Source organism: Ethanoligenens harbinense YUAN-3 (assembly GCF_000178115.2).
Classification (GTDB): domain Bacteria; phylum Bacillota; class Clostridia; order Oscillospirales; family Ethanoligenentaceae; genus Ethanoligenens; species Ethanoligenens harbinense.
In genome coordinates this window covers 2,640,317-2,663,396 of record NC_014828.1, presented here as the reverse complement: position 1 = coordinate 2,663,396, position 23,080 = coordinate 2,640,317, and the positions used below count along the sequence as shown (strand labels likewise).

The 23,080-nt window shown below is 50.5% G+C and carries 20 protein-coding genes; 2 read left to right on the top strand and 18 right to left on the bottom strand.

Translation table 11 applies throughout. The features are described from left to right. Positions 1-12 precede the first annotated feature (12 nt). From mobL to ETHHA_RS12420, 13 genes are all read right to left on the bottom strand, one after another. Entirely contained in the window at positions 13-4,146 is a 4,134-nt protein-coding gene (gene mobL, locus ETHHA_RS14810) for a relaxase MobL (RefSeq protein ID WP_013486320.1), read from the bottom strand. Positions 4,147-4,265: 119 nt separating this feature from the next. Then, a complete protein-coding gene (locus tag ETHHA_RS12480) occupies positions 4,266-5,153 on the bottom strand; it encodes a radical SAM protein (protein WP_013486319.1) in 888 nt (295 codons plus the stop codon). Next, positions 5,131-5,310, bottom strand: coding sequence for a hypothetical protein (locus ETHHA_RS12475; RefSeq protein WP_013486318.1), 180 nt, complete (start codon positions 5,308-5,310; stop codon positions 5,131-5,133). The genes ETHHA_RS12480 and ETHHA_RS12475 overlap by 23 nt, the downstream gene beginning before the upstream one ends. 80 nt (positions 5,311-5,390) lie before the next feature. After that, positions 5,391-5,774 (bottom strand): hypothetical protein, encoded by a 384-nt coding sequence (locus tag ETHHA_RS12470; RefSeq protein ID WP_013486317.1) that lies wholly within the window; start codon positions 5,772-5,774, stop codon positions 5,391-5,393. A 258-nt stretch (positions 5,775-6,032) separates the two neighbouring features. Continuing rightward, complete coding sequence (locus ETHHA_RS12465) at positions 6,033-6,368, bottom strand: hypothetical protein (RefSeq protein ID WP_013486316.1); 336 nt, start codon at positions 6,366-6,368, stop codon at positions 6,033-6,035. 103 nt (positions 6,369-6,471) lie between these two features. Beyond that, positions 6,472-6,795, bottom strand: coding sequence for a hypothetical protein (locus ETHHA_RS12460; RefSeq protein ID WP_013486315.1), 324 nt, complete (start codon positions 6,793-6,795; stop codon positions 6,472-6,474). A 117-nt stretch (positions 6,796-6,912) separates the two neighbouring features. Further along, entirely contained in the window at positions 6,913-7,476 is a 564-nt protein-coding gene (locus tag ETHHA_RS12455) for a hypothetical protein (protein WP_013486313.1), read from the bottom strand. Positions 7,477-7,496: 20 nt separating this feature from the next. Further along, entirely contained in the window at positions 7,497-8,165 is a 669-nt protein-coding gene (locus ETHHA_RS12450; protein WP_013486312.1) for a lysozyme, read from the bottom strand. Between the two features lies 1 nt (position 8,166). Beyond that, entirely contained in the window at positions 8,167-10,239 is a 2,073-nt protein-coding gene (locus ETHHA_RS12445; RefSeq protein WP_137143916.1) for a VirB4 family type IV secretion system protein, read from the bottom strand. Positions 10,240-10,647: 408 nt separating this feature from the next. Further along, the gene (locus tag ETHHA_RS12435) at positions 10,648-10,944 is read right to left on the bottom strand and encodes a hypothetical protein (RefSeq protein ID WP_137143915.1); all 297 of its coding nucleotides are present in this window, start codon (positions 10,942-10,944) and stop codon (positions 10,648-10,650) included. Positions 10,945-11,030: 86 nt separating this feature from the next. Then, positions 11,031-12,938 (bottom strand): pLS20_p028 family conjugation system transmembrane protein, encoded by a 1,908-nt coding sequence (locus ETHHA_RS12430; RefSeq protein ID WP_013486308.1) that lies wholly within the window; start codon positions 12,936-12,938, stop codon positions 11,031-11,033. A 42-nt stretch (positions 12,939-12,980) separates the two neighbouring features. Further along, positions 12,981-13,235 (bottom strand): TrbC/VirB2 family protein, encoded by a 255-nt coding sequence (locus ETHHA_RS12425; protein ID WP_013486307.1) that lies wholly within the window; start codon positions 13,233-13,235, stop codon positions 12,981-12,983. Between the two features lie 27 nt (positions 13,236-13,262). Then, entirely contained in the window at positions 13,263-14,258 is a 996-nt protein-coding gene (locus ETHHA_RS12420; protein WP_013486306.1) for a DUF3991 domain-containing protein, read from the bottom strand. 152 nt (positions 14,259-14,410) lie between these two features. On the opposite strand from ETHHA_RS12420, the gene ETHHA_RS12415 reads away from it, so the two are divergent. Both ETHHA_RS12415 and ETHHA_RS12410 read left to right on the top strand, forming a co-directional pair. After that, entirely contained in the window at positions 14,411-15,484 is a 1,074-nt protein-coding gene (locus tag ETHHA_RS12415) for an N-acetyltransferase (protein ID WP_013486305.1), read from the top strand. Beyond that, positions 15,447-15,938: an ASCH domain-containing protein gene (locus ETHHA_RS12410; RefSeq protein ID WP_013486304.1), complete on the top strand. Its 492-nt coding sequence runs from the start codon at positions 15,447-15,449 to the stop codon at positions 15,936-15,938. The genes ETHHA_RS12415 and ETHHA_RS12410 overlap by 38 nt, the downstream gene beginning before the upstream one ends. A 41-nt stretch (positions 15,939-15,979) precedes the next feature. Here ETHHA_RS12410 and ETHHA_RS14805 read toward each other — a convergent pair whose 3' ends face one another. From ETHHA_RS14805 to ETHHA_RS12385, 5 genes are all read right to left on the bottom strand, one after another. After that, the gene (locus tag ETHHA_RS14805; protein ID WP_479723656.1) at positions 15,980-17,719 is read right to left on the bottom strand and encodes an RCC1 domain-containing protein; all 1,740 of its coding nucleotides are present in this window, start codon (positions 17,717-17,719) and stop codon (positions 15,980-15,982) included. Between the two features lie 172 nt (positions 17,720-17,891). Continuing rightward, complete coding sequence (locus ETHHA_RS12400) at positions 17,892-18,437, bottom strand: hypothetical protein (RefSeq protein WP_137143914.1); 546 nt, start codon at positions 18,435-18,437, stop codon at positions 17,892-17,894. A 109-nt stretch (positions 18,438-18,546) separates the two neighbouring features. After that, positions 18,547-19,215: a hypothetical protein gene (locus ETHHA_RS12395; RefSeq protein WP_013486301.1), complete on the bottom strand. Its 669-nt coding sequence runs from the start codon at positions 19,213-19,215 to the stop codon at positions 18,547-18,549. A 22-nt stretch (positions 19,216-19,237) separates the two neighbouring features. Next, entirely contained in the window at positions 19,238-19,810 is a 573-nt protein-coding gene (locus ETHHA_RS12390; protein WP_013486300.1) for a hypothetical protein, read from the bottom strand. A 766-nt stretch (positions 19,811-20,576) separates the two neighbouring features. Next, positions 20,577-23,030, bottom strand: a complete 2,454-nt coding sequence (locus ETHHA_RS12385; protein WP_479723655.1) for a DUF8195 domain-containing protein — start codon at positions 23,028-23,030, stop codon at positions 20,577-20,579. Between the last annotated feature and the right edge of the window lie 50 nt (positions 23,031-23,080).

Here is a 23,080-nt window from a genome sequence, read left to right as displayed (position 1 = left end):
ATTCATTTTCATTTACAGGCTCCTGCCTTTTTCCTGACTCCGTTCAAGAGATTGTGTCTGTTCTCTTTCAAGTTCCATTTCACGGTCAAATTCACGCTTGAGCTGAGCGACACGACGGTTGTAGTCGTTTGTGAGCCTTCGCACCGCAGACAGGGCTTTCACCGGTATGATGCTGGCTTGCCATTGGGGATGGGGGCGGCTTTTCGGTCGATTGATGTAATCAATTGCTTTCTTTGCGTACTCATTACCCTGGGCGGCAGACTTTCGGAACCACTCAAGCGCCCGCCCTCGTTTTCCTTCCGACAGATCGTGCCTGCCCAAAGCGTACTGTGCGAATGGGTTGTTCTGCCCGGCGGAAGCCTCAAGAAACCCAAGTCCCTTCTGCACGTCCTTTGGCACCTCCTTTCCATCGAGATACAGGCGGCCGAGGGCGTATTGCGCGAACTGGTTCCCTTGTGCGGCGGAGGCATCCAGGTAGTCGGCAGCCTTGTCGACGTCTTTCGGAAGATCTTCGCCGGTGAGATACAGGCGGCCGAGGGCGTATTGTGCATACTGGTTCCCCTTTGCGGCGGAGGCATCCAGATAACCCACGGCCTTATCGACGTCTTTCGGAAGATCTTCGCCGGTGAGGTACAGGCGGCCCAGCGCGTATTGGGCGTATTCGTGCCCCTTGCCGGCAGCCGTATCCAAATAGACAACCGAGGCTTTTACATCTTTTGGGCACCCCTCACCGGCAAGCAGCATCATACCGAGCCGATATTCCAGATTTTCGTCAGGTTGTTCTTTTTCCCCCTTCTGGTATGCCTCAAATGCCTTCTGGAAGTACCTCTGGGCGGCCTGCTCATCTTTTTGGGTGCCAATGCCGTCCCGGTACAGTTGCCCTGTGGTGTAGGCTGCGTGGGGATGATCGTTGTCGGCGGCGGCTTTGATGAGCCTAAACGCCTGTTTTTCATCCTTTGCAACGACATCGCCATTCAGATACATTTTCCCAAGCATGTACTGCGCGGATGGATGCTCTTTGTCACAGGCGGCTTTCAGATAGGCAACTGCCTGTTCGGGATTTCTTTCGCAGCCTTCACCAGTCAAGAGCATGGTGGCCAAACGGTATTCCAGGTTGGCATCTGGCGTTTCATTTTCCGCCGCGGTGAAGCTCTGAAACGCCATGGTGAAGTATTTGTCCGCCTGCTCCGTGCTTTTTTCGGTGCCGATGCCGTCCCGGTACATCTTTGCTACGGTATAAGCGGCGTAGGGGTTGCTGTCGGCAATTGACTCAAAGCAGATCAGCGCGGCCTTATGGTTTTGCTTTATGACCTTGCCGTCCGCCAGCAGCTTGCCAAGGGTATATCTTGCATACGGGTTTTGCTGGACAGCGGATTTTTTCAGCCACATAATCGCCTGTTTTATCTTCACAGCGTCTTGGCTGGTCAGATAGATCCGCGCAAGTGCATACTGCGCGTTTGGATTTTTGAGTTTCGCGGATTTTTCGTAATACTGGACGGCAGCATCGAGGTCCTTTGGTGTGCCGGTGCCGGTCTCCAGCATTTTCCCGAGCCGGTATTGGATCTTATCGTCCGGGTTGGCTTTCTCAATGGCAACAAACCCGGCGAATGCCTGCTCGAAGCAGCGCTCACTTTCGGCAGCGTCCGGAGCCGTTCCAATCCCGTCATGATACATTTTACCGAGTTCATATGCGGCGAACGAATTGTCTTTTTTAGCCGAGGCACAGTAAAGCTCAAAAGCCTTGACAAAATCCTGCTCCACACCCTGTCCACGGTAGTACATCCCGCCCAGAGAGTACTGTGCAAACGGGTTGCCCTGGTCGGCTGATTTTTCAAACAATTCGGCGGCAATCACGTCGTTTGGTTCTGTGCCCTGCCCGAAACGGTACATTTTACCGATGCGATACTGTATGTAGGCGTCATGTCCGATCTCCTCGACCGCCAGCAGAGCAGCAAGGCCCTCGGAGTAATACCGGGTGGCCATTTCCGGATCAGGATCGATACCGAGGCCCCGCTCATAAATTCGGCCGACATCGCACATGGCAAACGCGTTGCCTTTCGCTGCCTCTTCTTTGAGCAGATCGAGAGCAGTGGCAAAATCCTGTTCGACCTCTTTTGATCCATACAGGTATGCCCGTGCGGACTTGTATTCGTCCGTCCAAAAGATGTTGGCACCCTGTTTGAGGTAATCTGCCGCCTTTTTCGCGTCGGCCGGTGTGCCGATGCCATCGCGGTACATTTTCCCGAGCATATACGCTGCCTGGCGATCGCCAAGCCCGGCGGCAAGCTGCATATATGCAAAAGCGGTCGCATCGTCACCGGCGGGCAGATAAGACTGGCCAAGCGTAATAGCGGCTTTAACGTGCCCTTTATCCGCCGCTGATTCCAAATAACGGATACCTTCTGCATAGTCTTTGATGGATGAGGTAATAAGCTGTTTGCCGAGCAGGTACATGGATTGCGTGTGACCAAGGTATGCCGCTTCACGCAGGTAGTTTTGGGCTTTCTGGGCATCCTGCGGAACGCCATCGCCTTTTTCGTACATTGTGGCCACACGATAGTTTGCATAGGCGTTCCCGGCCTCTGCTTTTTCCAAAAAGCCCTGAAACGCCTCGTGAAAATATTCATCCGCGTGGAAGCTGTTTTTATCCGTCCAGGAAGCGCCCGCGACATCAGCCGGCACGCCTATGCCGTCCCGATACATCTGAGCCAGTTTGTATTGCGCGGCCGGGTTTCCCCGGTCGGCAGAGTCCTTGATAATCCGAAAAGCAAGCGCAGGATCTTTTTCAATGCCGCGGCCCCGCAGGGTGCGCATGCCAAGATCGTATTGTGCGCGGGCGTCTCCGTGCTCGGCACGGGTTATGAGCAGGTCGATCTCATCGGGAATCTTTTCCGGTGGTCTTGAAACATAGTCAAAGTCTGGCGTCCCATCAGATTCCGGTGGTATGTCCATTTCATCCGGTAAAGGTGGATTATCCGACATTTCTCTTTTTCCCCCTTCTGGTTGGCCTGCCTGCCCGATTTTGCCCTCTGGCGGGGAGGGGCGGGCGTGGTCTAAAAAGTCCACATTCTCATCCACAAGAGGCGGCGCTGAGGCCGGTAAATCATCCGTTTCCCTTTTTCCCCCTTCTGGTCCGCCGGGCAGGCCGTTTTTGTGCCCTTCTTCAAGGGCCATATCGCGTTTCAGTTCTTTGGCTTCCGCAAGCAGAGCGTTGCCGGCGCGGGCGTAGAAGTCTGCCAGTTTGTTGTCCATCATCTCGTGCGCGCGATCGTGTTTTCCGACGCCATAAACATCTTGTATGTCTTGCCGGTATTCTTCCAACAAACCCATTGCGTCGGTGTATTTCGCGGTCAGTTCAGGATTGCTGCGGATAATGGTATCGACGCAGTGGTTGATTTTTGTCCGATATGGAGCCATGCTGGGACGGTTATACTGCCATGCACAATCTGCTGGGAGTAGGCGGGCGAGGGCGGTTAGCTCGTTTCCGGCTTCCAGCGCGGCTGTGCGGATCTCATGCGGCAGCTCCTTATGCAGATACTCCGAGAGCCGGATGATTTTTTCATCCCCCATAAGCACATTGGCCACGCGGGATTTCATTTTGTCGATGGCCTTTTCAGGCAGCACGTCACGTGGGGATTTGGTCTTTTCAATTTCCGCGATGGCGATATGGATGTGGATATTACCCGTATTGGTGTGGATCGCGCCTGTCCAGATGGCGTTGTGCTCGTCAAGGTGGCTGTTGGCAATAAGATCAGAGACTGCCAGTCTGGTCATTTCTTTTAAAAGGTGGAGACCGTCTTCCGTGCGATAATCTATACCGTGAGCCAGGAGATAGTCGTTATCAAAAGAGATGATAGGCTGGTACATGCAGGAGTCAACATCCTGAGCAGCGTCAAACATTTCTCCATAGTTTTTCTTGTCGTAATCGTTCAGTAAGTCAAAGTTTGCGTCAAACAGGCCGTCTGTTTTTTCTCGGTTTCCCATGTAACCATCAACATTCTTATACAAAGGGTCGTCAAGGTGCTCATCTTCTTCAAAGGCTTCCGGTCGATCCATATAGCCAACAGCATACCCGCTGTATCTGCCTTCGACGCTTTTGGCCTGAACAAATTTATGCATGGTTGTAACGCCGGGGGAATCACTCATGCCGCTTACCCTTCTTTTTCATCATGTAGCCCGGACTGCCGGAGTTAAGTAAAGAAACAACCGGTTCAAGATAACCGGCAATCGCGGCTAGAAAGCAGGCCAAAAGACCTACTTTTTTACTATCCTACTTTCGGGTTGTACTCTTCAAACCTCTCAGTACTGCGAAAAATGATTTTGTTATTAACCCAGCGCTGTAGCAATCGGGTTTCTCGTGGCGCATGGGGCTTATCATATATCATGATATATGGGTCATATCCTAATTTGCGCAGTCGGTATACCCGGTACAAATCCTGCTCATGCGAGCTGCCGAAATTCGTCAGCACATAAACGGCAGGACGCTGATGCTTAGTCATAGTAGTATGCGTGATAAAATATTGAAACTGATCGATCAAATCTTCGCATGGGTTGTCCCACGCAAAATGCATAGAGCGAATTTTCAGATGGTTGATGAGGGGCATGTTGTCGGGCGTCACCAGCCGTATATCAAAGCCTTGAGTAACATCTATCCATGCGCCGCTGGCGGCAAGCTGTGTCAATAACTGCTCATGGTTTTCGCAGGCCAACAGATTGGCATCAAGCAGTTTTATTTCCTTTTGCCCGTGCCAGAACTCGTGCAGATCGGCCACTTGCATGCTCTTGTTCCCCTCCTTTTTTGAGACAACACAAAAGGGGCATGCCCGCGGACAGCCCCTTGTCAAAAAACCGTATGCCTGTGTGTAGCTCGGGAACAAACTGTAATCCGGATAGATATGTTCAATTTCAGACGGCAGGGTAACTTTGCTGTTTTGATATCCGGTGCCGCCGTAAAGTATTTCATCCGCACGGATAGCCGCATACGTTTCCGGGCTATCCGTAAAGTCAAATGTTTTGGAGCAGTATACCCGATCGTAATGGTTGAGATGGCACAGCATCTCAACCTGATCCCCGATGACCTTGTGGTATGCTGACAGCTTCATCAACACGAGGTTTGGAAAATTATGTGCGTCACTCCACAAACCGATTTTCATACGCAAGCTCATCCTTATAGATTTTTAATAATCCCTTTTTAACATCGTCTTCCGTGATTTTCAGTTTTCGGGATATTTCTTTCGGCCAGTACCCCTTTGCACTCAAGTCCTCTATTTTTATCAGGAGCTTTCTGGAAAACCGCTTGACCTGCGTCATTCTCATCACATCCACAATTTAATTGGTTATCGCCTATGCCCTCCTTTCGGGCATTTTGATCGGTTGCCATCCGGTTCTAATCAGGGCGATTTTCTACGTTTCTTGTCATACGCGACTTTGCGTCTGTACTCTTCCAAGTCGTCCGCCTTTTTAACCCAGATTTGCGGATCGTCTGCGGCAGGCCGGAAATTTTCATCCGTTGCGCCGGATTCAAACTGGTGCAAATAACTATTCCACGAATCAAGGAGTATTGCCATCTTTCGGTCTGCCGCATGTGCAGCCAAGTACGCGCGGTGTGCCTCACCTGACGCGCTCAGTTCGTCTTTCTGCCGTGCCGCTTCTTCTAATATCAGGCAGCTTATATACTGCCCTTTGGGCATCCCTGCTGCCTTAGCCAATTCATCTAACGAGTTGCATGCCTTTTCTGTTAATAACAGGTGCTTCCGCAACACTTTTTCAGGCATTTCCATTTCCTCCCTATTGTTGGTTTCCGGCCCTTTTCGGGGTTTAGAGGTGATTTTAAAAACGAGCATAAGGGGGCGGGGCCCCAAAGACGCGCAAATCCTGTCAGTGACAGGATTTGAACGGGGCCCTGAAAAGGTGCGTTGTGGGTAGCGCGTGGGTAGAAGTAATACCATTTTCTAGGAGATATTTGGCCTTTTCGGGTGAACTACCCACACACGACCCACGATTTAGAGGGTGTGGCCACGAACGGCCCACGCTTAAAAATCATCGTTTTCATCACTTTCCGGGACATTATCATTGTTAAGAAGACGCCACAATTGCTGCCGTGACTCCGTATCTTTTTGAATGTTTATCAGTGCCAACTCAAGTAGATCGCCACGCTTATTGATCTCTTTTGCGATGATGTCTTCTACCAATATGCGGAGCGTATCGGGAAGCAAACGGATAAACGCGGAATCATTATAGAGCATGTGGAGTTCAAGCGCATGGATGATGTATGCGCTCCTGTCAGGAAATTTAGAGTGTTCAAAACAGAGGTTGATTTTATCGTAAGTTTCCTGAGATATGCCCTTGACCTTTATTTCATACGTCATAAATAGCACCTCGCTTTTGCTTATTCTGGCTCTCGCCTATGCCCCCCTTCGGGGCATTTCGGCCGGTTGCCATCCGGCTCTCATCAGGGCGATATGGTGGAGATTATGGCGTGGGATTCTCGCCGGTTTTATACGCCGTGGATGGCGCGGGATGCGCGGTATCTGCGGCAGGTGTCCCGGAAACCTCCGTGCGAAGAACTGGCGGAGAGGCAGGCTGCTGCGCACTCTTTTGGGGAGCTTCTTTGGGCGTTTGCAAGCGCCCGCGTTTGGCTTGCCCGACCAGAATAGACATATTATCGCTGACGTATTTTTTGATGAAATCCTTCAAAACGTCATCCCAGGTCGTGCCCTGTGCCGCCGCGATTTCTATGGCGGCTTCCAGATACCATTTGGGAATATTGCTGTCCTTATTGCGGTTTTTTGACATTACGTTTCGACTCCTTTTCAGGTGGTTTTTGAGCAGATTTTCGGTGCGCATTCAGCGCCGAACCATAGGCGCCTGCGGCGAACAGCAACACGATCATAATGATGTATACCGCTTGCATTATGACTCCTTTTTATCCGCAGCATTTTTGATTATATGGACTTTTCTATAGTCAATATGGACTTCTGTCGTAACAGGCTGCTCCTGCTGCTGAACGGCGGAACCCGTGCCAAATATGTCTTGGTTGGAATCGCCCGTCGAGGTTCCGGATGAGGGAGATGCATAGCTTTGCGGAACGATGACTTCAACTGTAACATAGTAAAAATCCGCTGGAATTTTTTCTATGTTCAGCACTTGCAGGTTAGGCCTGTCCATAACGGGGTTCAGATGAAACGGCAGTTTTTTTCCGAGGCTTTTGTCTCCTAAATAGACTACCACCTTGTACGGACCATCAGTTGCAAGCTGTGCTTTTTGCAGCACATTGACCGTCATCGTTCCAGCCGCTTTATTAAACGATGCGTCTTGAAAACGTATCATCCAATCCCCCAGGGTGAGCACTTGGTCATAGTTGAGGTTTTTGAGCGAACGATCGTCAGGCAACCAGAGCTTTGAGGAAAAAAAGAACCCGCAGACAACAAGAATTACAACGAATAGAACACCGTAGATTCGGCCCTTTGATTGCAAAATTACACCCCCTACCGTATTTACGGATATGTATAAGTCCCCTGTGTGTACAGCAGCGCCTCCGCCACACGACGCCGGTACAGACCGGGTGAATATGTGGTTCCTGCGTAGCATATTTTTTCAAAATCCGCTGTGATAATGTCAGGAGGCGCACCCGTTTTGACCGCTTGCGTAAGGCTCAGGCTATTCCATGCGTTTCCTCCGATGTTGTAAGCAAGACTGATCAATGCATCCATTTGGTTCTGGTTTAAGGCGACGCCCTGGAACTCTTTTTGAACGGAGGAGCAGTATCCACCGCTGCTTAAATCCTGTATGAGAAGTTGCTCTGCCGTACCGCCGGGGCCTGTGGTGAGCGGGGACGTAAAGCCAGTAGGAAGCGGCCCCGTGTGGCCATATCCGATGGTCATGTTCCCATAACCGTCATCGTACCAGTTGGAATAGGCCCCTTCCCATTGTTCAATAAATACAAGTCCCATTTTACTGATTGGCAGGTTTGTCACCTGACCGGGAATGTACGCCGCGCTGCTGGTGGTAGACGCGGTTGATTCCGATGAGGACGCATGCTGGATTGATACCGCCGCGACCAATACAACCAGCACGCCGAGGGCCGAAATTAAGAGGACAGGTGCGGCGGCAATGAGCAGCTTCCATTTGAGTTTTGAGGCAATCCCATGGAGAACGGAACCCATGTCAGCGCCCTCCGCCGAAATAGGCAAGATAATCGTCAGGCAGCGTTAGCGCGCATCGAATCTTTGCTCCCGCACCAATGGAAATCAGTTTTTCACCTTTCTCATACAATGCGGTGGACTCGATTTCACTGTCTGTAAACTGCGGGAACAATTCTTTAAGAATTGGGAAATTGCTCTGGTCCTGCTGCATCAGCACTTTATACTGTATGAGACCAAAAATATTGTGGATCTTATCCAGGTTTTCGTTGTAGCCGGATGGTGCAAAGTCGCGGGGCTGTTGGGATGCAAGCCAGATCGCCGCGTCATATTTCCGGTCTCGTCTGGTCATATCGTCACACAACGCAAGGCCCTCGGTGTTTTTCGTGTTCAGCACTTTATGTGCCTCATCAAATATCAGGATGCATTCGCGAATTTCCTCACCCCGTCGTCCCATATTGCGTATGCGATTTTTGTAAACCTCGCTCCACATCAAGGACATCGTGTGCATGATGTAGGCGTTCGAGATATTTTCCTCAAGCCCGTTTAAGGACGACATATCAAACACGACCAGTTGTTCCTCGGATATGTCGAACGCGGAATGGTGGTCAAAGTAGGGGGCATAGATGCCATCGCGCTGATAGGGCTTTATTTTTGCCAGGAGACGTTCCAGGACGTTGCGGCGGTGTTCACTGACGGATGCCCTGTAATACAGCTTGCCATCCGTGCCGGTTTCATAGAGGGCGTCGTAAAGCGTGTCATACAGATCATGCATCACAGGGAAATCTTCATGTGACAGTCTGATCAACGGAGTTGTTTTTGTTATATGGAATTTTAAGAACGTGCGCATGAGCATATCACGAAGCTCATCAAAATGCTCGTCTCCAAGCTCCGGAAAAAGTTGTTGGAAATTTTTCACCAAACGGGACATTTCATAGGTATAATTCTCCGCGATGATGCTTGTCTCATCCGCCGCCGCGTCGGAGATGTCCTCTTCAATTTTTTTGGAAAACATCTGGTGAAGCTCCAGAAAATTGATGTATCCGCTTGGATCAGCAGGCTTAACAACTCGGCCGCCGTTGACGACTGCATATTCGAGCATTTCGCCTTCCACATCGTAAGCCAGCACTTTATTTCCCAGCGCAAGCTGGATCTGCGCATGGTATTTAAGTTCGGTACTTTTCCCGGCGCCTTTCTGACCGATGAACACAATATCGGAGCTTTTTCGCTGGCTGGTATGCCTGTTTGTGTCAAGAAGCACCAGGCCTCCCGTCTTCGTCTCACCCCACACCCATCCATGCGGGTCGGTAAACGATTGGAAGTAATACGGGAACTGTTCTTTCAGCGTGTCCAGAATCGGAATAGGCTGGCGGATCGTGTTGGCGGCGATCTGCATCCCCCTGTACTCCGCGAGTATCTCATACTCCGGGACAAAGCCATACATGCCATAGGTTTTCAGATCATCCGCGAGACTTTTCACTTTTGCTTTCAGCTCGTTAACCGTCTTCGCATATATCCAGAAGCGCAGCGAAATATACGCAATATCCTCGGAAGTAAGCTGGAGTTTCTTGTGGAGTTCCAGCAAATCGTTCAAATCATAGGAATCATTGCGGTTTTCACTGGAATGCCTGTTGACAAAAACGCGTGTGTCCAACTCGTTGATACTGTTCTCAAGTTCCTCCATGGCCTGAGATTTTTGTGCGACCTCCAGGTCCATCGTAACGGTAACACCCGGCTTGTTGAAGATTTCTGTAAAAACAAGCGCAGGCATCCTCGTTGGAAATCTGTTGACCAGATATACGGTCATATAACAATTCCCAGATTTCAGGTACTGTTTCGACTGTGTAATTCCGGACGGTAAAATTTGCTTGATAAACCGAATATCTTCCTCTGTTTGATCGGCATTTGAAGTATCCGAGCCAGGCATAAACAGATGGAGCTTATCACGAAGGTTGTCCCTTATCGTCTGTTGCAGATCCATATTGTTCTTCACCTCCCTGTAAGAGTGCCTTGTAGATTGTAATAAAATCCTCGGTTGTACACACCTCGGCCGAGACTCCCGCGCGCTGTAGCTGGCCCGCATATCTGGCCAGCTCATCGTCAACCGCCTGCATGGAATCCCCATAGGTGATGATGCATGAGCGTCTTTCCATGCGATTGTCCGTCCACCATTCGATCACATGTCTCTGCCGTGCCAGAATGTTTTTGAAATTGGCGTTCGTTTGCATCTGTTCGTGCTGGCCCAGCCAGGCGATTTGCTTGGAATAATCCGGGTGACGGGCAATGAAGATGTTTTTGCTGCATCCTTTACTGAGCAGGACAGCGTCGCCATAGGAGATCATGCAAAGCAGCCGGTCCGACCCGTTGTACGCGAAGATATTGACGCCGGAAATCAAAAGTCCTCCGGCGTAACGTGTTTTGTCGCCAAATTTTACAGCGAGATATTTGTCATTTACGACATGCTTAAACTGGCAGGCTTCGGTGACAAAATGCTGTTCATTGTTGGTCATTGCAGCGCAAACCCCTTTCTCAAAGTAATCGGTGAAGATTTGGGTGTTTCGGAAAGGCTGCCGCGGGCTTTCCGCTTTTCCTCAAACGCACACCCGACAATGGAAAGGAACTGCTTGGGAGTTTTCCAGTAAAAAACCCACAAAATCAGGCACTGCCATGTTTGCCGTGTTGGATTGGTTGGGGCGGGACGCATTAAAATAACGTAAAGAACAAAGCACACAATAAAAAAAGGAACGTGCAGGTATGCATGAACATATTGGTTGCTCAGGGACATTGCCAGCATCATGGTCATGACACACCCCATCAGCCACTGTATACTTTGGCCGGCAACGACCTTGATTTTGAGCTTTGTCGATCTCGGTATGATTCCCATAAGCCTTACTGCCTTTCGTCTTTCTTCGGCCAAAACGTGCGTTTAGGCTTTTGCTTTTCAACAGCATCTGTTGCCTGCTGCCAGCCGTGCAGTATATCGCCGGTTGGCGGCGGTGCTGTCTTGGATTCGCCCGAACCGGACGGTGGCGTTGCCCCAGAATCGCGGGAACCGGACGGTGGTGGTGCTGCCCTGGACGCGCCGGAACCGGACGGTGGTGGTGTTGCGCCGGACGCACCGGAACCGGAGGGAGGCGGGGAAGTTGCGCCGGACGTGCCGGAACCGGAGGGAGGCGGGGGTGTTGCGCCGGACGTGCCGGAACTGGACGGTGGCGGGGGCGGCACATCCTCAGAAGGACCGGAGCCGGACGAAGACGGCGGTTCTTCTGAGGGATCTGAGTTGGGCGGAGGGGTATTATCTTCTGCCGCCGCCTCGAAAGCCTGAGAAAGCGGCGTCTCTTCAGCCGTGCTGGAATTTGGTGGCGTTCCTGTGCTTGATGTTGTTTCTTCGGCAGATGGGGAGGATGCGGAAGATGTCGATTTTGCACCGTCCTTTGCATCCGGTGTTTTGGGCTTTTTTCCTGTCATAAAGCCCAACGTCTTTGCTGCGTTGGAGACACCGTTTTGCGCGCCGAAAAAGCCTTTTCCACCTTTGGCCAGACTGTTATTGAAGTCAGCAGCGTTGGCGAAATCGCCTCCGGCTTTTGCTGTTCTTCCTGCTGCAAACGCATCTTTGATACCCGGCAGCGCGGAAATTCCGCCGGCGGCTCCGGCGACGGCATTGACCGCACCGCCTACCATGTGGCCAGCGCCTTTCACCATACCGGTGGCCGCGTTGATTCCCATCATACCGGCTATGGCTGTTTGTGCGGCATTTTGCATACCTACATCCACGCCCAACAGCCGCATGACGATATCCGGGCCTTCAATGCAGCCCCAGGCGCAACCACCCAGCAAAAGGATGCGTGGGAGAACATCCGCAACATTGGCGTTAATCCACTGGCTTGCGTCAATAAATATTTTGAAGACGACCATGGTGAGGATCATCATGATGTAAAGGCCAATCAGATTGTTGAGATATTTTTTTGTTCGCGTCCCCTCATTGATGTCGGAGGCAAATACGACACCGGCAATCACCTTGTGGAACAGGATATCGAAAATTACTTTTCCAATCTTAAAACCGGACAAGGCCATGGCAACAATCATGATGGTAAGGCTGACGGCAGGCAGTAAAAAGGAATAATCATAGGCATAGACGCGATCGGCGCCCAAACCAAAAAAACCCTCTCCTAACGGCTCTCCCATCATTTTGTAACCGGACTGGTCATTTCCAAGCGTATAGTCCACCTTGTAATTCCAAGGATCGCCAGTGGGCAGTCGTGTGTTGATATCCATTCCGTAAGGACTGATCCCGCTTTTGTCATTGCTCAGGTACTGGATGGATTTTGCAGTGCCGGACTGGTTGATATCAATGATGTACCCTTTGAGCATCGTTTCGCCGACATTCCCGTTTGTAGACAATTGGCCGGATAAGTCATTGATTCCGGCCGTTTGCAGGCTGTCCAACTGTGTAAAAATAAACGGGATAGCCATCATCAGGAGGACTGCAAACAGCAAGTGTTGAAAGGTATGATTGTTTTTGCCCCAGACAATAAAATATAGTCCTACCGCAATCAGCGAGACACTCAACACGCTCCATCCAACCGATGACATCTGCGTGGTAAATGTGTTGATAATGGGGATGTTGGCCACAAGGTTTGTTCCCAATACGGTATTCACTGCTTTTCCCAAAGCATCAAGAACATTTGCCAAAGCACACAGGATGATGTATCCAAGCCATCTCAATATATCCATCCCAGGGGTTGCAACATTGATATGGCCGTGCAAAAAAGAAAGCCCTTTGTATACCTCCTGCAAATAGCCTCACCTCTCGTTCAAAGGCAGTCGTATACAAATCGATTATTTGAAGAACAGTGTCCAGCCTGCAGGCGCGATAAACGCGGAGGTACTGAAGGACGATACGATCTGCGTGGCAAACATGATGATACCAAGTCCACCCAAAATATAAGCCAGCCATTTTTTGCCCTTTGCGGCGCCTTCCTGTCCGGTCATCAGAAGGATGCCGGCCGCGACCATAAAAACAATGCCTAACGGCACCCCGAGCTGTTTCAAAAGAGTTTGAACATTGTTGATCCATTGGATAAGGTTTTGCATATAGATCCTCCTGTTTCATAACGGGCCTCAGCCACGTGTGCTGTTTGTGCGTATCATAAAGAGCAGTGCGTCATTAAAATCCTTGCCATGCGGTGGGATGTCGCGCGTTGCTTCATACCCTTGGCAGGTGTACGCGTCGATCAAGCGATCTTCCGCAGCCTGGCCATGATTTTCCGGCGTGTCGTCTGGCAGCTTACCGTCTACATCATTGTCCAGGCAGAACACGATGCGGTGAATATAGGGGTGACTGCGCAGAAATTCCTTCAGACGGTTATCCGCCAGGCAGAATAGGCAGATGTAGTTGTCCAACCTCCACAGATTCGCCCCCTCCCTCATAATCCGGATGGATATGTACGACAGCATGTCGATAGGAGCCTCGAACACATACACGCGATCAGACTTGCCCATATGAGCAAATCCGAACCGTTTGTCTGATCCGTCTACGTCCCAGCGGTCATGCTTTCGCTTGCCATCCGTGCCCGTCTTGGGCAAATAGGTGTTTGTGCTGCGCTTGTGCGCATGGCGCGGGAGGCCTTTATCATCGAAGCCCACGAACACGGCATCGTGATATTCGGCACCTTCATACAAGGCTCCGGCTTTGATGAAGTGGTTGATTACGGACGGCAGAATGCCGCGGTGAGTGTGGAGATAGGCAAAGCAACGCCGGTTGTCCGGTGCTGCTTGCGGCAAAACGAACGACTTATTATCATCCGGGGGTGGGTGTGTATCGGCTGCCTGAGAGCGTTCCAGAGGCATATCCGGCGCAATCTGCGACAATTCAGAAACGGCGGAGACAAACGTCATTTTTTCGATCCGTTCAAGGTAATCAATGGCGTTTTTGCCGCTGATGTTCCGTGAGTTCCAGATCCAAAGATTGGTTTCCGGATTTACAACAAAACTGTCATGCTCCTTCATGCGGTAATATCTGCCGTCTTTGACCATCTCCACGCCTTTGCGCTGAAGGTATTCAAGCAGACTGATGTTTTTTGCTTTTTGGACGATCTCTTTTGAAAATGGCTGCATGGCCACGCACCTCCTTTCACACTATGGGCAATAAAAAACCGGCGAGCTTTTACACTCGCCGGCCTCTTGTAGATATTTGCGATTTTTATGCATATGCGTTATAATTTCCATAACATGCAGTGTGTGACACGTCAATATAGTGAGGAACGGATATGAGTAACAATCTTCAGCTGGTCACCTTTGGAAGTCTTAATATCCATGATCCATTTTTCGATTCCTTAAAAAACGATTACAAGGAGTTCGAAAGATGGTTTACAACAACTGCCAGTAAACGTCAAGCATATGTGCAGTTTAACGATGATGGTACATTGAACGGTTTATTAGCAATGAAAATGGAACATGGCGTTGTAAATGACGTCGTACCTCCAATCAAATCCAAAAACATATTGAAGATTAGTACGTTTAAGATCAATCCGCATGGAACCCGCTTAGGTGAACGGTTTATTAAAAAAGCTCTTGACTATGCCATCCAAGAAAACGCTTCTATTTGCTATGTGTCCATGTTTGTAAAGCAGGATACTTTAATTCGACTACTTGAAAAATACGGCTTTACAAACCATGGAAATAAAACTACAAACAACGGTACGGAACTAATCTTAGTCAAACGTTTATCTGTTATAGTCGGAGATATATACAAAGATTTTCCTTTAATGAAGATTGCAGGAAACAGCAAATATCTCTTAAGTATCTATCCCAAATATCATTCAATCATGTTTCCGGATTCAATTTTAAAAAATGAGACTATTGATATTTTAGATGATGTATCTCACACCAATTCGATACACAAAATATATGTTTGCCGCATGAGAGATGTTAGTAGGCTATCATCAGGAGATCTCGTCGTCATATATCGCACAGCAGATGATGGTCGCTCTGCAGAATACTCATCTGTGGCTACTTCCATTTGTATCATTGATGAGGTTAAACATCAAAGCCAATTTAGGGGATTTGATGATTTTTTTAAATATGCGAGTAAATATAGTGTGTTCGATAGAGATGATTTGTTTTACTGGTATGGTAAGCAGGGCTGCTATACTATAAAAATGACATACAACGCGGCACTGAGCAGACGTTTGACAAGACATAAGTTAATTGAAGAAGTTGGGGTTGATCGAGAGCAGCCTTACTGGGGATTTGTTCAGATTACAGATGATCAGTTCAAGCAAATACTTAAGGATGGTGGAGTAAATGAAAGTCTTATTATCGATCAAGCCAGAATTCGTTGAAGAAATAATTGCAGGAAGAAAAAAATTTGAGTATCGAAAGAAGCTATTTAAGCAATCAGTCGATTCTGTAGTCATATATGCCAGCAAACCGATGGGGCTTATTATAGGTGAATTTACAATCGATACGATACTTGTTGAAACGCCACATGATTTGTGGACTAAAACCAAGCGCTATTCAGGAATAACAAAGCAATTTTTTTCCAAATATTTTAATGGTAAAGAAAGAGGATATGCAATCAAAATCAAGAAATTTTTTCAATATACCGATCCAATTAATCCATTCGATATGATAGAAGATTTTGTTGCACCCCAATCGTTTCGATACGTAAGCGAAGAAATCGGGGAGTGTTTGCAAAATTGCGCATTTTGTGATGACTCTGCGTACACAAGCGAGGATGTTACCGGAGTCCAAACTATGTTATCGCACCGCTTCAATCGCGCATTTTCAGGTTGATATTTCTGGCTTATTGAATAGCTACATAGTTTCATCGATCTTTACGACACCGCCGTAAACGTCAGCTGCATGCTACCGTTATCCCCTTGGGCACTGGGCCATCGCAGGCTGCTGAGCTGCCCGACCAGCTTGATATGCCCGGTACCGCCCGGGGACAGGACGCCCAGCACCGTTGAGCCCCCGCCCGGCAACTGCACAGATTTGTTGTCGATCTCCGACCATGCGGTGTTCCCGGACGCCGATTCCTCCACTTGCACGCCGAGCACGAAACCATTGGTACCGGAGAGCGCGGACGTAAGACTTTGCAATGTAACCTGCGCGCCTACATGGGTGTTGTTGTTGGTAAGCGTAATGTCCCCGCCCGAGGTAGGGCTGCCGGTGTTATCTGGATCGACCGTATAGGCCACGCTGGAGGTGTAGGATACGGACACAGACCGATCTATGTTGGATACCGTTACCGGATAGGTGCAGGTATTCCCGGCGTTATCTGTGAGAACGAAATTATATGTACCGTTGCCTGATACCTTGTAGCTGCACGTGGGGCCGGCCACCGTGGTTCCGTCCGGTGTTGTAATGGATTTTACCCCAGACTGTGAATCCGCTGCTGTGACGTTGATCGTTACATTGCCGGTAGTCCATGCTGTGGTGGAGAGATTGTAGCTGCCAGTCGGCGGCGTGGAATCAATGATTAATACCTGTTCCCACACCAGCGAATTGCTTGTTGTCCCGACGCCAAGCTGGCCATATTGGTTGTTGCCTGTTGCCATCACGGAGCCACCGGATTTTAGCACATATGCACTGAATGACAACCCCGTTGCGAGCTGTGTGACCCCGCTACCCGATGCAATCACCTGCTTCCACACGAGTGAGTTGGTTGTTGTTCCATCGCCCAAACCTCCGGAACTGTTATAACCTGTTGCCAACACAGAGCCGTCGGATTTTAGCGCATATGCACTGAGGTTTCCTGCCGCAAGCTGCATGACCCCACTACCCGGTGCAATCTCCTGTTCCCACACGAGTGAACTGGATGACCCGACGCCCAGCTCGCCGTAGCTGTCATCACCTGTTGCCAACACAGAGCCATCGGATTTTAGCGCATATGCAGTGCGGTTTCCTGCCGTAAGCTGTGTGACCCCGCTACCCGGTGCAATCACCTGTTCCCACACCAGCGAATTGCTTGTTGTCCCGATGCCAAGCTGGCCATATTGGTTGTTGCCTGTTGCCAACACAGAGCCGTCGGATTTTAGCGCATATGCACTGTGGCTTCCCGCCGCGAGCTGTGTGATCCCGCTACCCGGTGCAATCACCTGCTTCCACACGAGTGAACTGGATGACCCGACGCCCAGCTCGCCGTGGCTGTCATCACCTGTTGCCAACACAGAGCCATCGGATTTTAGTGCATATGCAGTATCCCACGCTGCTGCAAGCTGTGTGATCCCGCTACCCGGTGCAATCACCTGCTTCCACACGAGTGAGTTGGTTGTTGTTCCATCACCCAAATCGCCGAAACTGTTATAACCTGTTGCCAACACAGAGCCATCGGATTTTAGCGCATATGCAGTACATTCTCCCGTTGCGAGCTGTGTGACCCCGCTACCCGATGCGATCACCTGCTTCCACACGAGTGAATTGGTTGTTGTTCCATCGCCCAAATCGCCGGAACTGTTATAACCTGTTGCCAACACAGAGCCGTCGGATTTCAGCGCATATGCAGTGTTCATTCCTGTGACGACCTGTGTTACACCCAATGGGGTTTGTTCTGCGGAAGCTGCATTAGGCATAATAAATGAAGAAACCAAGATAGGAACAGTTGTTGTCAATACGACCACAATTTTTTTGATTTTCTTGAACATAATTTCACCTTTTTTCCAAAATGTTTTTTATGTAAAGCCAAAAGCAAGTGATCAAAATAAACGGCTGGTTTCCCAGCCGCCCGGAGGTTTATGCGAATGATTACGACAGGCACACACTAAATACGATAGAGCCGGTAGGGGCCTTTGACGCGGTGAATGCGCGGCCAAAGTTTGCCGCCAAGGCAAGATTGCCGGTGGCGCCGGAGGGCAGGGAGCCAATGGTCACGGGTGCGTGAGCAGCGGCCCAGTCCGTGCTGCTATTGTACCCGGTGCTCCAACCGGTGCTGGTAGCGCTAATGCCAAGCGCAACGTACTTCGCGCTGTCGGACGCATCAAGTGTGCTCCATGTCTCATCAGTCGGCAGCTTGTCAGCAAAAGTGCCGGAGCTGTCGGCGGTCAGGGACTGCACGCCGACGGTCACGGGCACCACCGTGTTATTGGTCACGGCGAGTGCCGGGGCCGTGAACGTATTGGCATCGGGGTTGATGGTGTAGGCCACGCTGTTCGGAATCGTTACGCTGATGGTCGTTGCGTTAATCGTGCCGGTGATCGGGACACTGGCAGACGCGCTGCCCGTTCCGGTCGCCGTCTGTGTGGTAGCTGCGGATGCAGGCAGCGCTGCGCCTGCGATCAGTGCTACGGCCATAGCCGCAGCTGCGATTTTTCCGCCGAAGTGTCGGCGGACATGGTTGATGATGGACATTGATATGTCCCTCCTGTAATTTATTTATCATCCGGTCTGGCCGGTTGATATCTCATTGAATATCCAACGTCAGGTTTTGCACAAAAAGCGGTGTGACCTCGACATACTGCCCATCAACCAGCTTGTAGCTGTGCATCTCCGCACAGATGATCCGGGTTTGCCCAGTCAGCGGCGCATCCCAAACGATCTTGTTATAATGCTGCCCCGGCCCGATGATCTGAGACTCACCCAGGCGTGTTGTTTTGGTGTCGGTCATGATTCTTTTCATGCTGCCGTCTGCCTGCTTTTCGTAGCTCGAGTTGACCGTGCATTCGTAAAACACCGCCTGCTGGTACTCACTTGGATTGTTGTTGATGGTCGCACTCCACTGCCCGGTGGAACTGCCGGCAGTACCATATACCACGGTGGACGGCGCGTAGGTCGTCCGATCTGCGGCCGCGCCAGGTGCTTGTGACGCGAGCACGGTATTGTCCCCATATCCCACCGCGCTGTCCGGGCCGGAGCCGGTCGGCGTTCTTTTATCCGGTACCGAAGACGTGGACTTCTTTTCTTTGTGCCCTTGAGTGCCAAAGGCTGATGACAAAACGGAAAACACGGTATTGCGAAAGCTGGGTACAAAAACCAGCCCAGCGGCAAACACGCTTGTGGGAACAAAAATGGCCAGCAGTAAAACTGCCAGCCGGTGTCTCTTTTTATTGCTTTTTTTGAATGGTTCAGCCAAAATTCATTCTCCTTTCACAATTTCAAATTTGGACTTTTGGAAAGAACGGGGTGATGTAAGGGCCAAATTGCATACAAATCACGACGATGAGCGCGAACACGCTAATTGAAACCAAAATTTTTCCGGTTGCGTTAGTAATTGAATTGGTGCTTATAAAAATCGAGGCTGCAAGTGAAATCAAACACAAAACATACGGAATTAGAGAGCCTGGAATGGTAAAATGGGCATGAGGTCTCGCGGCGGCAAGTGTAAGTGCAGTTGCCGGAAAACCTATAAATAGAACAAACAGAAGGATAAGGATAAGAAACGGCGCAAGAAAAGAGGCCAATTCCTCAATTTTTTCTCTGGGTGTTAAAAAGTACGCTAGCTTGCCTTTCCGGCTGAAGGTGTATGTGCCCACGGTCTGGTTCGTGCGATATTCCTTATACTCAATTAAAAAATACCCGTGCTCTTTTTTTGCCTTGAAGCTGTTGCCGTTCCATGTATGCTCTGTCCACATGTCCTGCAATGGTAAAGTGTTCAAAAAACCCCTAAATTCCTGCGAAGCCAGAAGTGTCTGCTCGCTGCTTTCCCGTGCCATGCGCTGTAAGGTCATAATCGTCTCTCCTTTTCAAAGTTTCGGTTTTTCTTTCACCCTATAGATAAAAAAAGCGCCGGGCTTTTACGCCCGGCGCTTACATGTTGACGAATATGTGAGATAGTCCTATAATATAAGTAGACACAGGGCAGAGCCGCAAAAGCGGTTAGCTCAATAGGTGAAAATAATCGCCCGACGATTGAGCCCGGGGGCGGTTATTTTTTTACGCTCTGGTTATATGCTATGGCAAGAATCAAAATGATGATTATTACCGATAAGTATTCCATGGCAACACCTCCCTTCTATGGGAGATGGCTAACCGCCCGCGTCTGTCCTGTGTCTGGATAAAGTATACAGATTTGCGCCTATCGTGTCAATGTTCGACACGGTGGGCGCTTTTGCATTTATGCTCTTATTGGAACACCCTCACATACCAGTCTTGCGGCAAAGCGCCCTTGATCTGCTTTTGCACCCGGCGCTAAATGTTGACGAATATGTGAGATAGTCCTATAATATAAGTAGACACAGGGCATACCACGAAACGGTTAGCCCAACGTAGGTTGAAGTAGCCGAATCCTTGGCTGGGGGCGGCTACTTCGTTTTATCTTTCAGTAAATACATGAGAATCAAAATAAGAATGATTGCTGCTATGTACTCCATCAAGACCACCCCCTCTCAAGGGAGTGGCGAACCGCCCGCGTCTGTCCTGTGTCTGGATAAAGTATACAGATTCGCGCCTATCGTGTCAATATTTGACATGGTGGGCGCTTTTGCGTTTATGTTCTTATTGGAACACCCTCACATACCAGTCTTGCGGCAAAGCGCCCTTGATCTGAATGGTGTCCGTAGCGTCGCCGCCAAGCATTCCGGCAGGCGTCCATGCTTGTGAAATGGTCGCCTGTGCCGTGTATGGCCCATCCGGGAACCAGACGGGAGTATAATGCACCGGCAGATTCAGAACGCTGTACTTGTTGGGCTGAAGCGTAAAATTGCCGCCGCCATTGTTCTTGAACAGTCGGAAGTAACCTTCAGACCAATAGTTGAATTCGGGATACCGGCCCTCGGTGAGCTGCGCCAGCGTGGTGCTGGCCGCATCGATTTGGGAACCGGTTCCCGAAGTGACCGCTACGCTGCCGGTGGCCGTCTCGTTGATACCGTACCCGCTTTTCATCGTCCATACGCCGCTTGCGTCCTGTGTGGCCGTCACAATGCGCGTCTGGCCATCTTCGCCCATTTCCGGCGTGATTTTCAGCGCCGCGCTTAGATTAGCCGTAAAGGTCTCTTTTTTGAATGCGCCGCCGGTATACGTCCACTCATTCCAAGTCAGCGAGGGGGAGTACCCGGACGGCGTAGGTGTTTGAATGCTGAAATACGGCGGGGCCTTATCATACAGTTTTGGCTGCGGGGGCGTGGACTCTGTGGGTGTGTTGATATTCCATTGCAGTGTGCTTGTCCAACCGGCCTGCGCAGGAACGCTGGGGCTGATCGCGGTGGCCGTAAGTGTGTAGGTCCCGGGCGTGGCTGGTGTGTGCCATCGGAACCAGATGAGGTTTTGATCTTCGGCCGGCACGACGATCGCCTTGGTCTGCGTGGTATAGGTGCTGCCATCGGCTGCGGTGACAGTTAGCTTCAGCGTGACGGAATCGCTCGGCAAGACCGGGACGCCGCTGTTATCCGCGACGATTGCGGAAGTTATGACATCGGTATCGGTCAGATAGGCGGCATTCGGTGCTTGGATGGTTACAGCAAGCCCACTGTTGTCGCTGTAAGGACCGAAAACGCCGCTACTGCTGTTCCCGGCCACATCGGTAGACTGCCAGTGCAGATACCAGGAACCGGTTCCAGGAGGGGTGAGCTGCCCGCCTGCGGTGTAGTTCTGCCATGTTCCTGCATCGGTCTGGCTTTGCGACCAACTGTACTGTTCTGCGGCCACGCCGCTGCCCGTACCGTTGGAGGCGCCGGGATCTTCAAAGTCCAGAGTGATTGGTGCAGATCCGGATTTCCAGTCACTGGCCGTGGTGGATACGGTACAAGTTGGAGGGATAGTATCGATCTGCACAGAGTTGCCGATCACGGCGGTGTTCCAGGCGTTGTCGATGCTTGAAAAGGTATAGGTGTGTGTGCCTTGCCCGCCGGTGCCGTCAGCCTGCACGCCCATGGCCTGCATAATGGATTTCAGCAAATAGTTTTTGACACCGCTGGTGGCAGAAAACGTGTCGAACCCTTGATAGCCTGCGCTGTTTCCCCAACGGTTTATGCCGTCGAAATCCGTCCGCAGGGATGCCGGATTCAATCCGGAGACATCCGTGGTCTGGCTGGTGTCTTCGTGTGACAGGATCACGACGTTTTGATCGCTGTTGAAATCGGACAGATTGAGCCAACCGGAATGCCCAGGCGAATATTGGATCGCCGTGAGGTTGGTATCCATGTCCGGTGCGATTGTATCCCACCACAGATACCGCTGGCCGGTCGCGTAGTTTCCCGAAGCGTCCATCCCGGCGTAAGAGATCAGATTGTAACCCTGGTGCAAACCTACCGTGTTCCACGGTTGGGACAACAGGTTCCATGAATAATCTGCATTGACGAAGTCGGATCTGGACGAGTCGTAATAGCAATATTGAGAGAGGAATGCAGACATGATTTTTGAAGATGCGTTTCCTGGCCATAGGTCGTAATATCCATTGCCGCTTGGAGCTGAAACTACTTGAAAACCCCCCGGGGTTCCGCCATCTGTGTTATTGCCGACCCATACGGTATCGCCGTTGCCCGGGAGTTTACTGGTATAACCGATATTTGTTGGCAGATGATTAAACCATGTTGTTTGATTCCAGTCTGTTCCGCTGAAACTGCCGGTACCGCTGACGATAAAGGATAGATCTCCGGGGTGGATGTAATGTGTAGTATATTCAAGGCCATCATCTCCGCCGCCATTTTGTGGGACGGTGATCGGATATGTCACTGCCCCGGAAAAGCTGTCCCCATTGAAATATGCAATCACCCAGTCCCCGGGCAGTAGATAGTGATTGATGGGCTGCGTACAGCCGGGATCATTGTACAGAGGAATTGCAGGCGCATTCGCCGCGACCTGGCCATAATGTGTATCCAATCGATAGCCGATGCGACCGCCTGGCCATTCGTTTGTGCCGCTTCCGGCGGCCAGAGCAACGGTCGCCAGGATGATCGCCGCGAGAATGAAAACGCTCAAAAATTTGAAGCGACGAACCGATCTAAATTTCACCAAAACTCGCCTCCTATAAAAAATAAAAGCAGCCCCCCGATAAAAATCGG

Bases quoted from the DNA above. Each gene is read 5' to 3' on its own strand.
- ETHHA_RS12435 (WP_137143915.1), bottom strand. From the start codon at position 10,944: ATGACCATGATGCTGGCAATGTCCCTGAGCAACCAATATGTTCATGCA.
- ETHHA_RS12465 (WP_013486316.1), bottom strand. From the start codon at position 6,368: ATGACGTATGAAATAAAGGTCAAGGGCATATCTCAGGAAACTTACGAT.
- ETHHA_RS12420 (WP_013486306.1), bottom strand. From the start codon at position 14,258: ATGCAGCCATTTTCAAAAGAGATCGTCCAAAAAGCAAAAAACATCAGT.
- ETHHA_RS12460 (WP_013486315.1), bottom strand. From the start codon at position 6,795: ATGTCAAAAAACCGCAATAAGGACAGCAATATTCCCAAATGGTATCTG.
- ETHHA_RS12425 (WP_013486307.1), bottom strand. From the start codon at position 13,235: ATGCAAAACCTTATCCAATGGATCAACAATGTTCAAACTCTTTTGAAA.
- ETHHA_RS12415 (WP_013486305.1), top strand. From the start codon at position 14,411: ATGAGTAACAATCTTCAGCTGGTCACCTTTGGAAGTCTTAATATCCAT.
- ETHHA_RS12480 (WP_013486319.1), bottom strand. From the start codon at position 5,153: ATGAAAATCGGTTTGTGGAGTGACGCACATAATTTTCCAAACCTCGTG.
- mobL (WP_013486320.1), bottom strand. From the start codon at position 4,146: ATGAGTGATTCCCCCGGCGTTACAACCATGCATAAATTTGTTCAGGCC.
- ETHHA_RS12410 (WP_013486304.1), top strand. From the start codon at position 15,447: ATGAAAGTCTTATTATCGATCAAGCCAGAATTCGTTGAAGAAATAATT.
- ETHHA_RS12445 (WP_137143916.1), bottom strand. From the start codon at position 10,239: ATGAGCTGGCCAGATATGCGGGCCAGCTACAGCGCGCGGGAGTCTCGG.
- ETHHA_RS12450 (WP_013486312.1), bottom strand. From the start codon at position 8,165: ATGGGTTCCGTTCTCCATGGGATTGCCTCAAAACTCAAATGGAAGCTG.
- ETHHA_RS14805 (WP_479723656.1), bottom strand. From the start codon at position 17,719: ATGCCTAATGCAGCTTCCGCAGAACAAACCCCATTGGGTGTAACACAG.
- ETHHA_RS12475 (WP_013486318.1), bottom strand. From the start codon at position 5,310: ATGACGCAGGTCAAGCGGTTTTCCAGAAAGCTCCTGATAAAAATAGAG.
- ETHHA_RS12390 (WP_013486300.1), bottom strand. From the start codon at position 19,810: ATGACCTTACAGCGCATGGCACGGGAAAGCAGCGAGCAGACACTTCTG.
- ETHHA_RS12400 (WP_137143914.1), bottom strand. From the start codon at position 18,437: ATGGCCGTAGCACTGATCGCAGGCGCAGCGCTGCCTGCATCCGCAGCT.
- ETHHA_RS12470 (WP_013486317.1), bottom strand. From the start codon at position 5,774: ATGCCTGAAAAAGTGTTGCGGAAGCACCTGTTATTAACAGAAAAGGCA.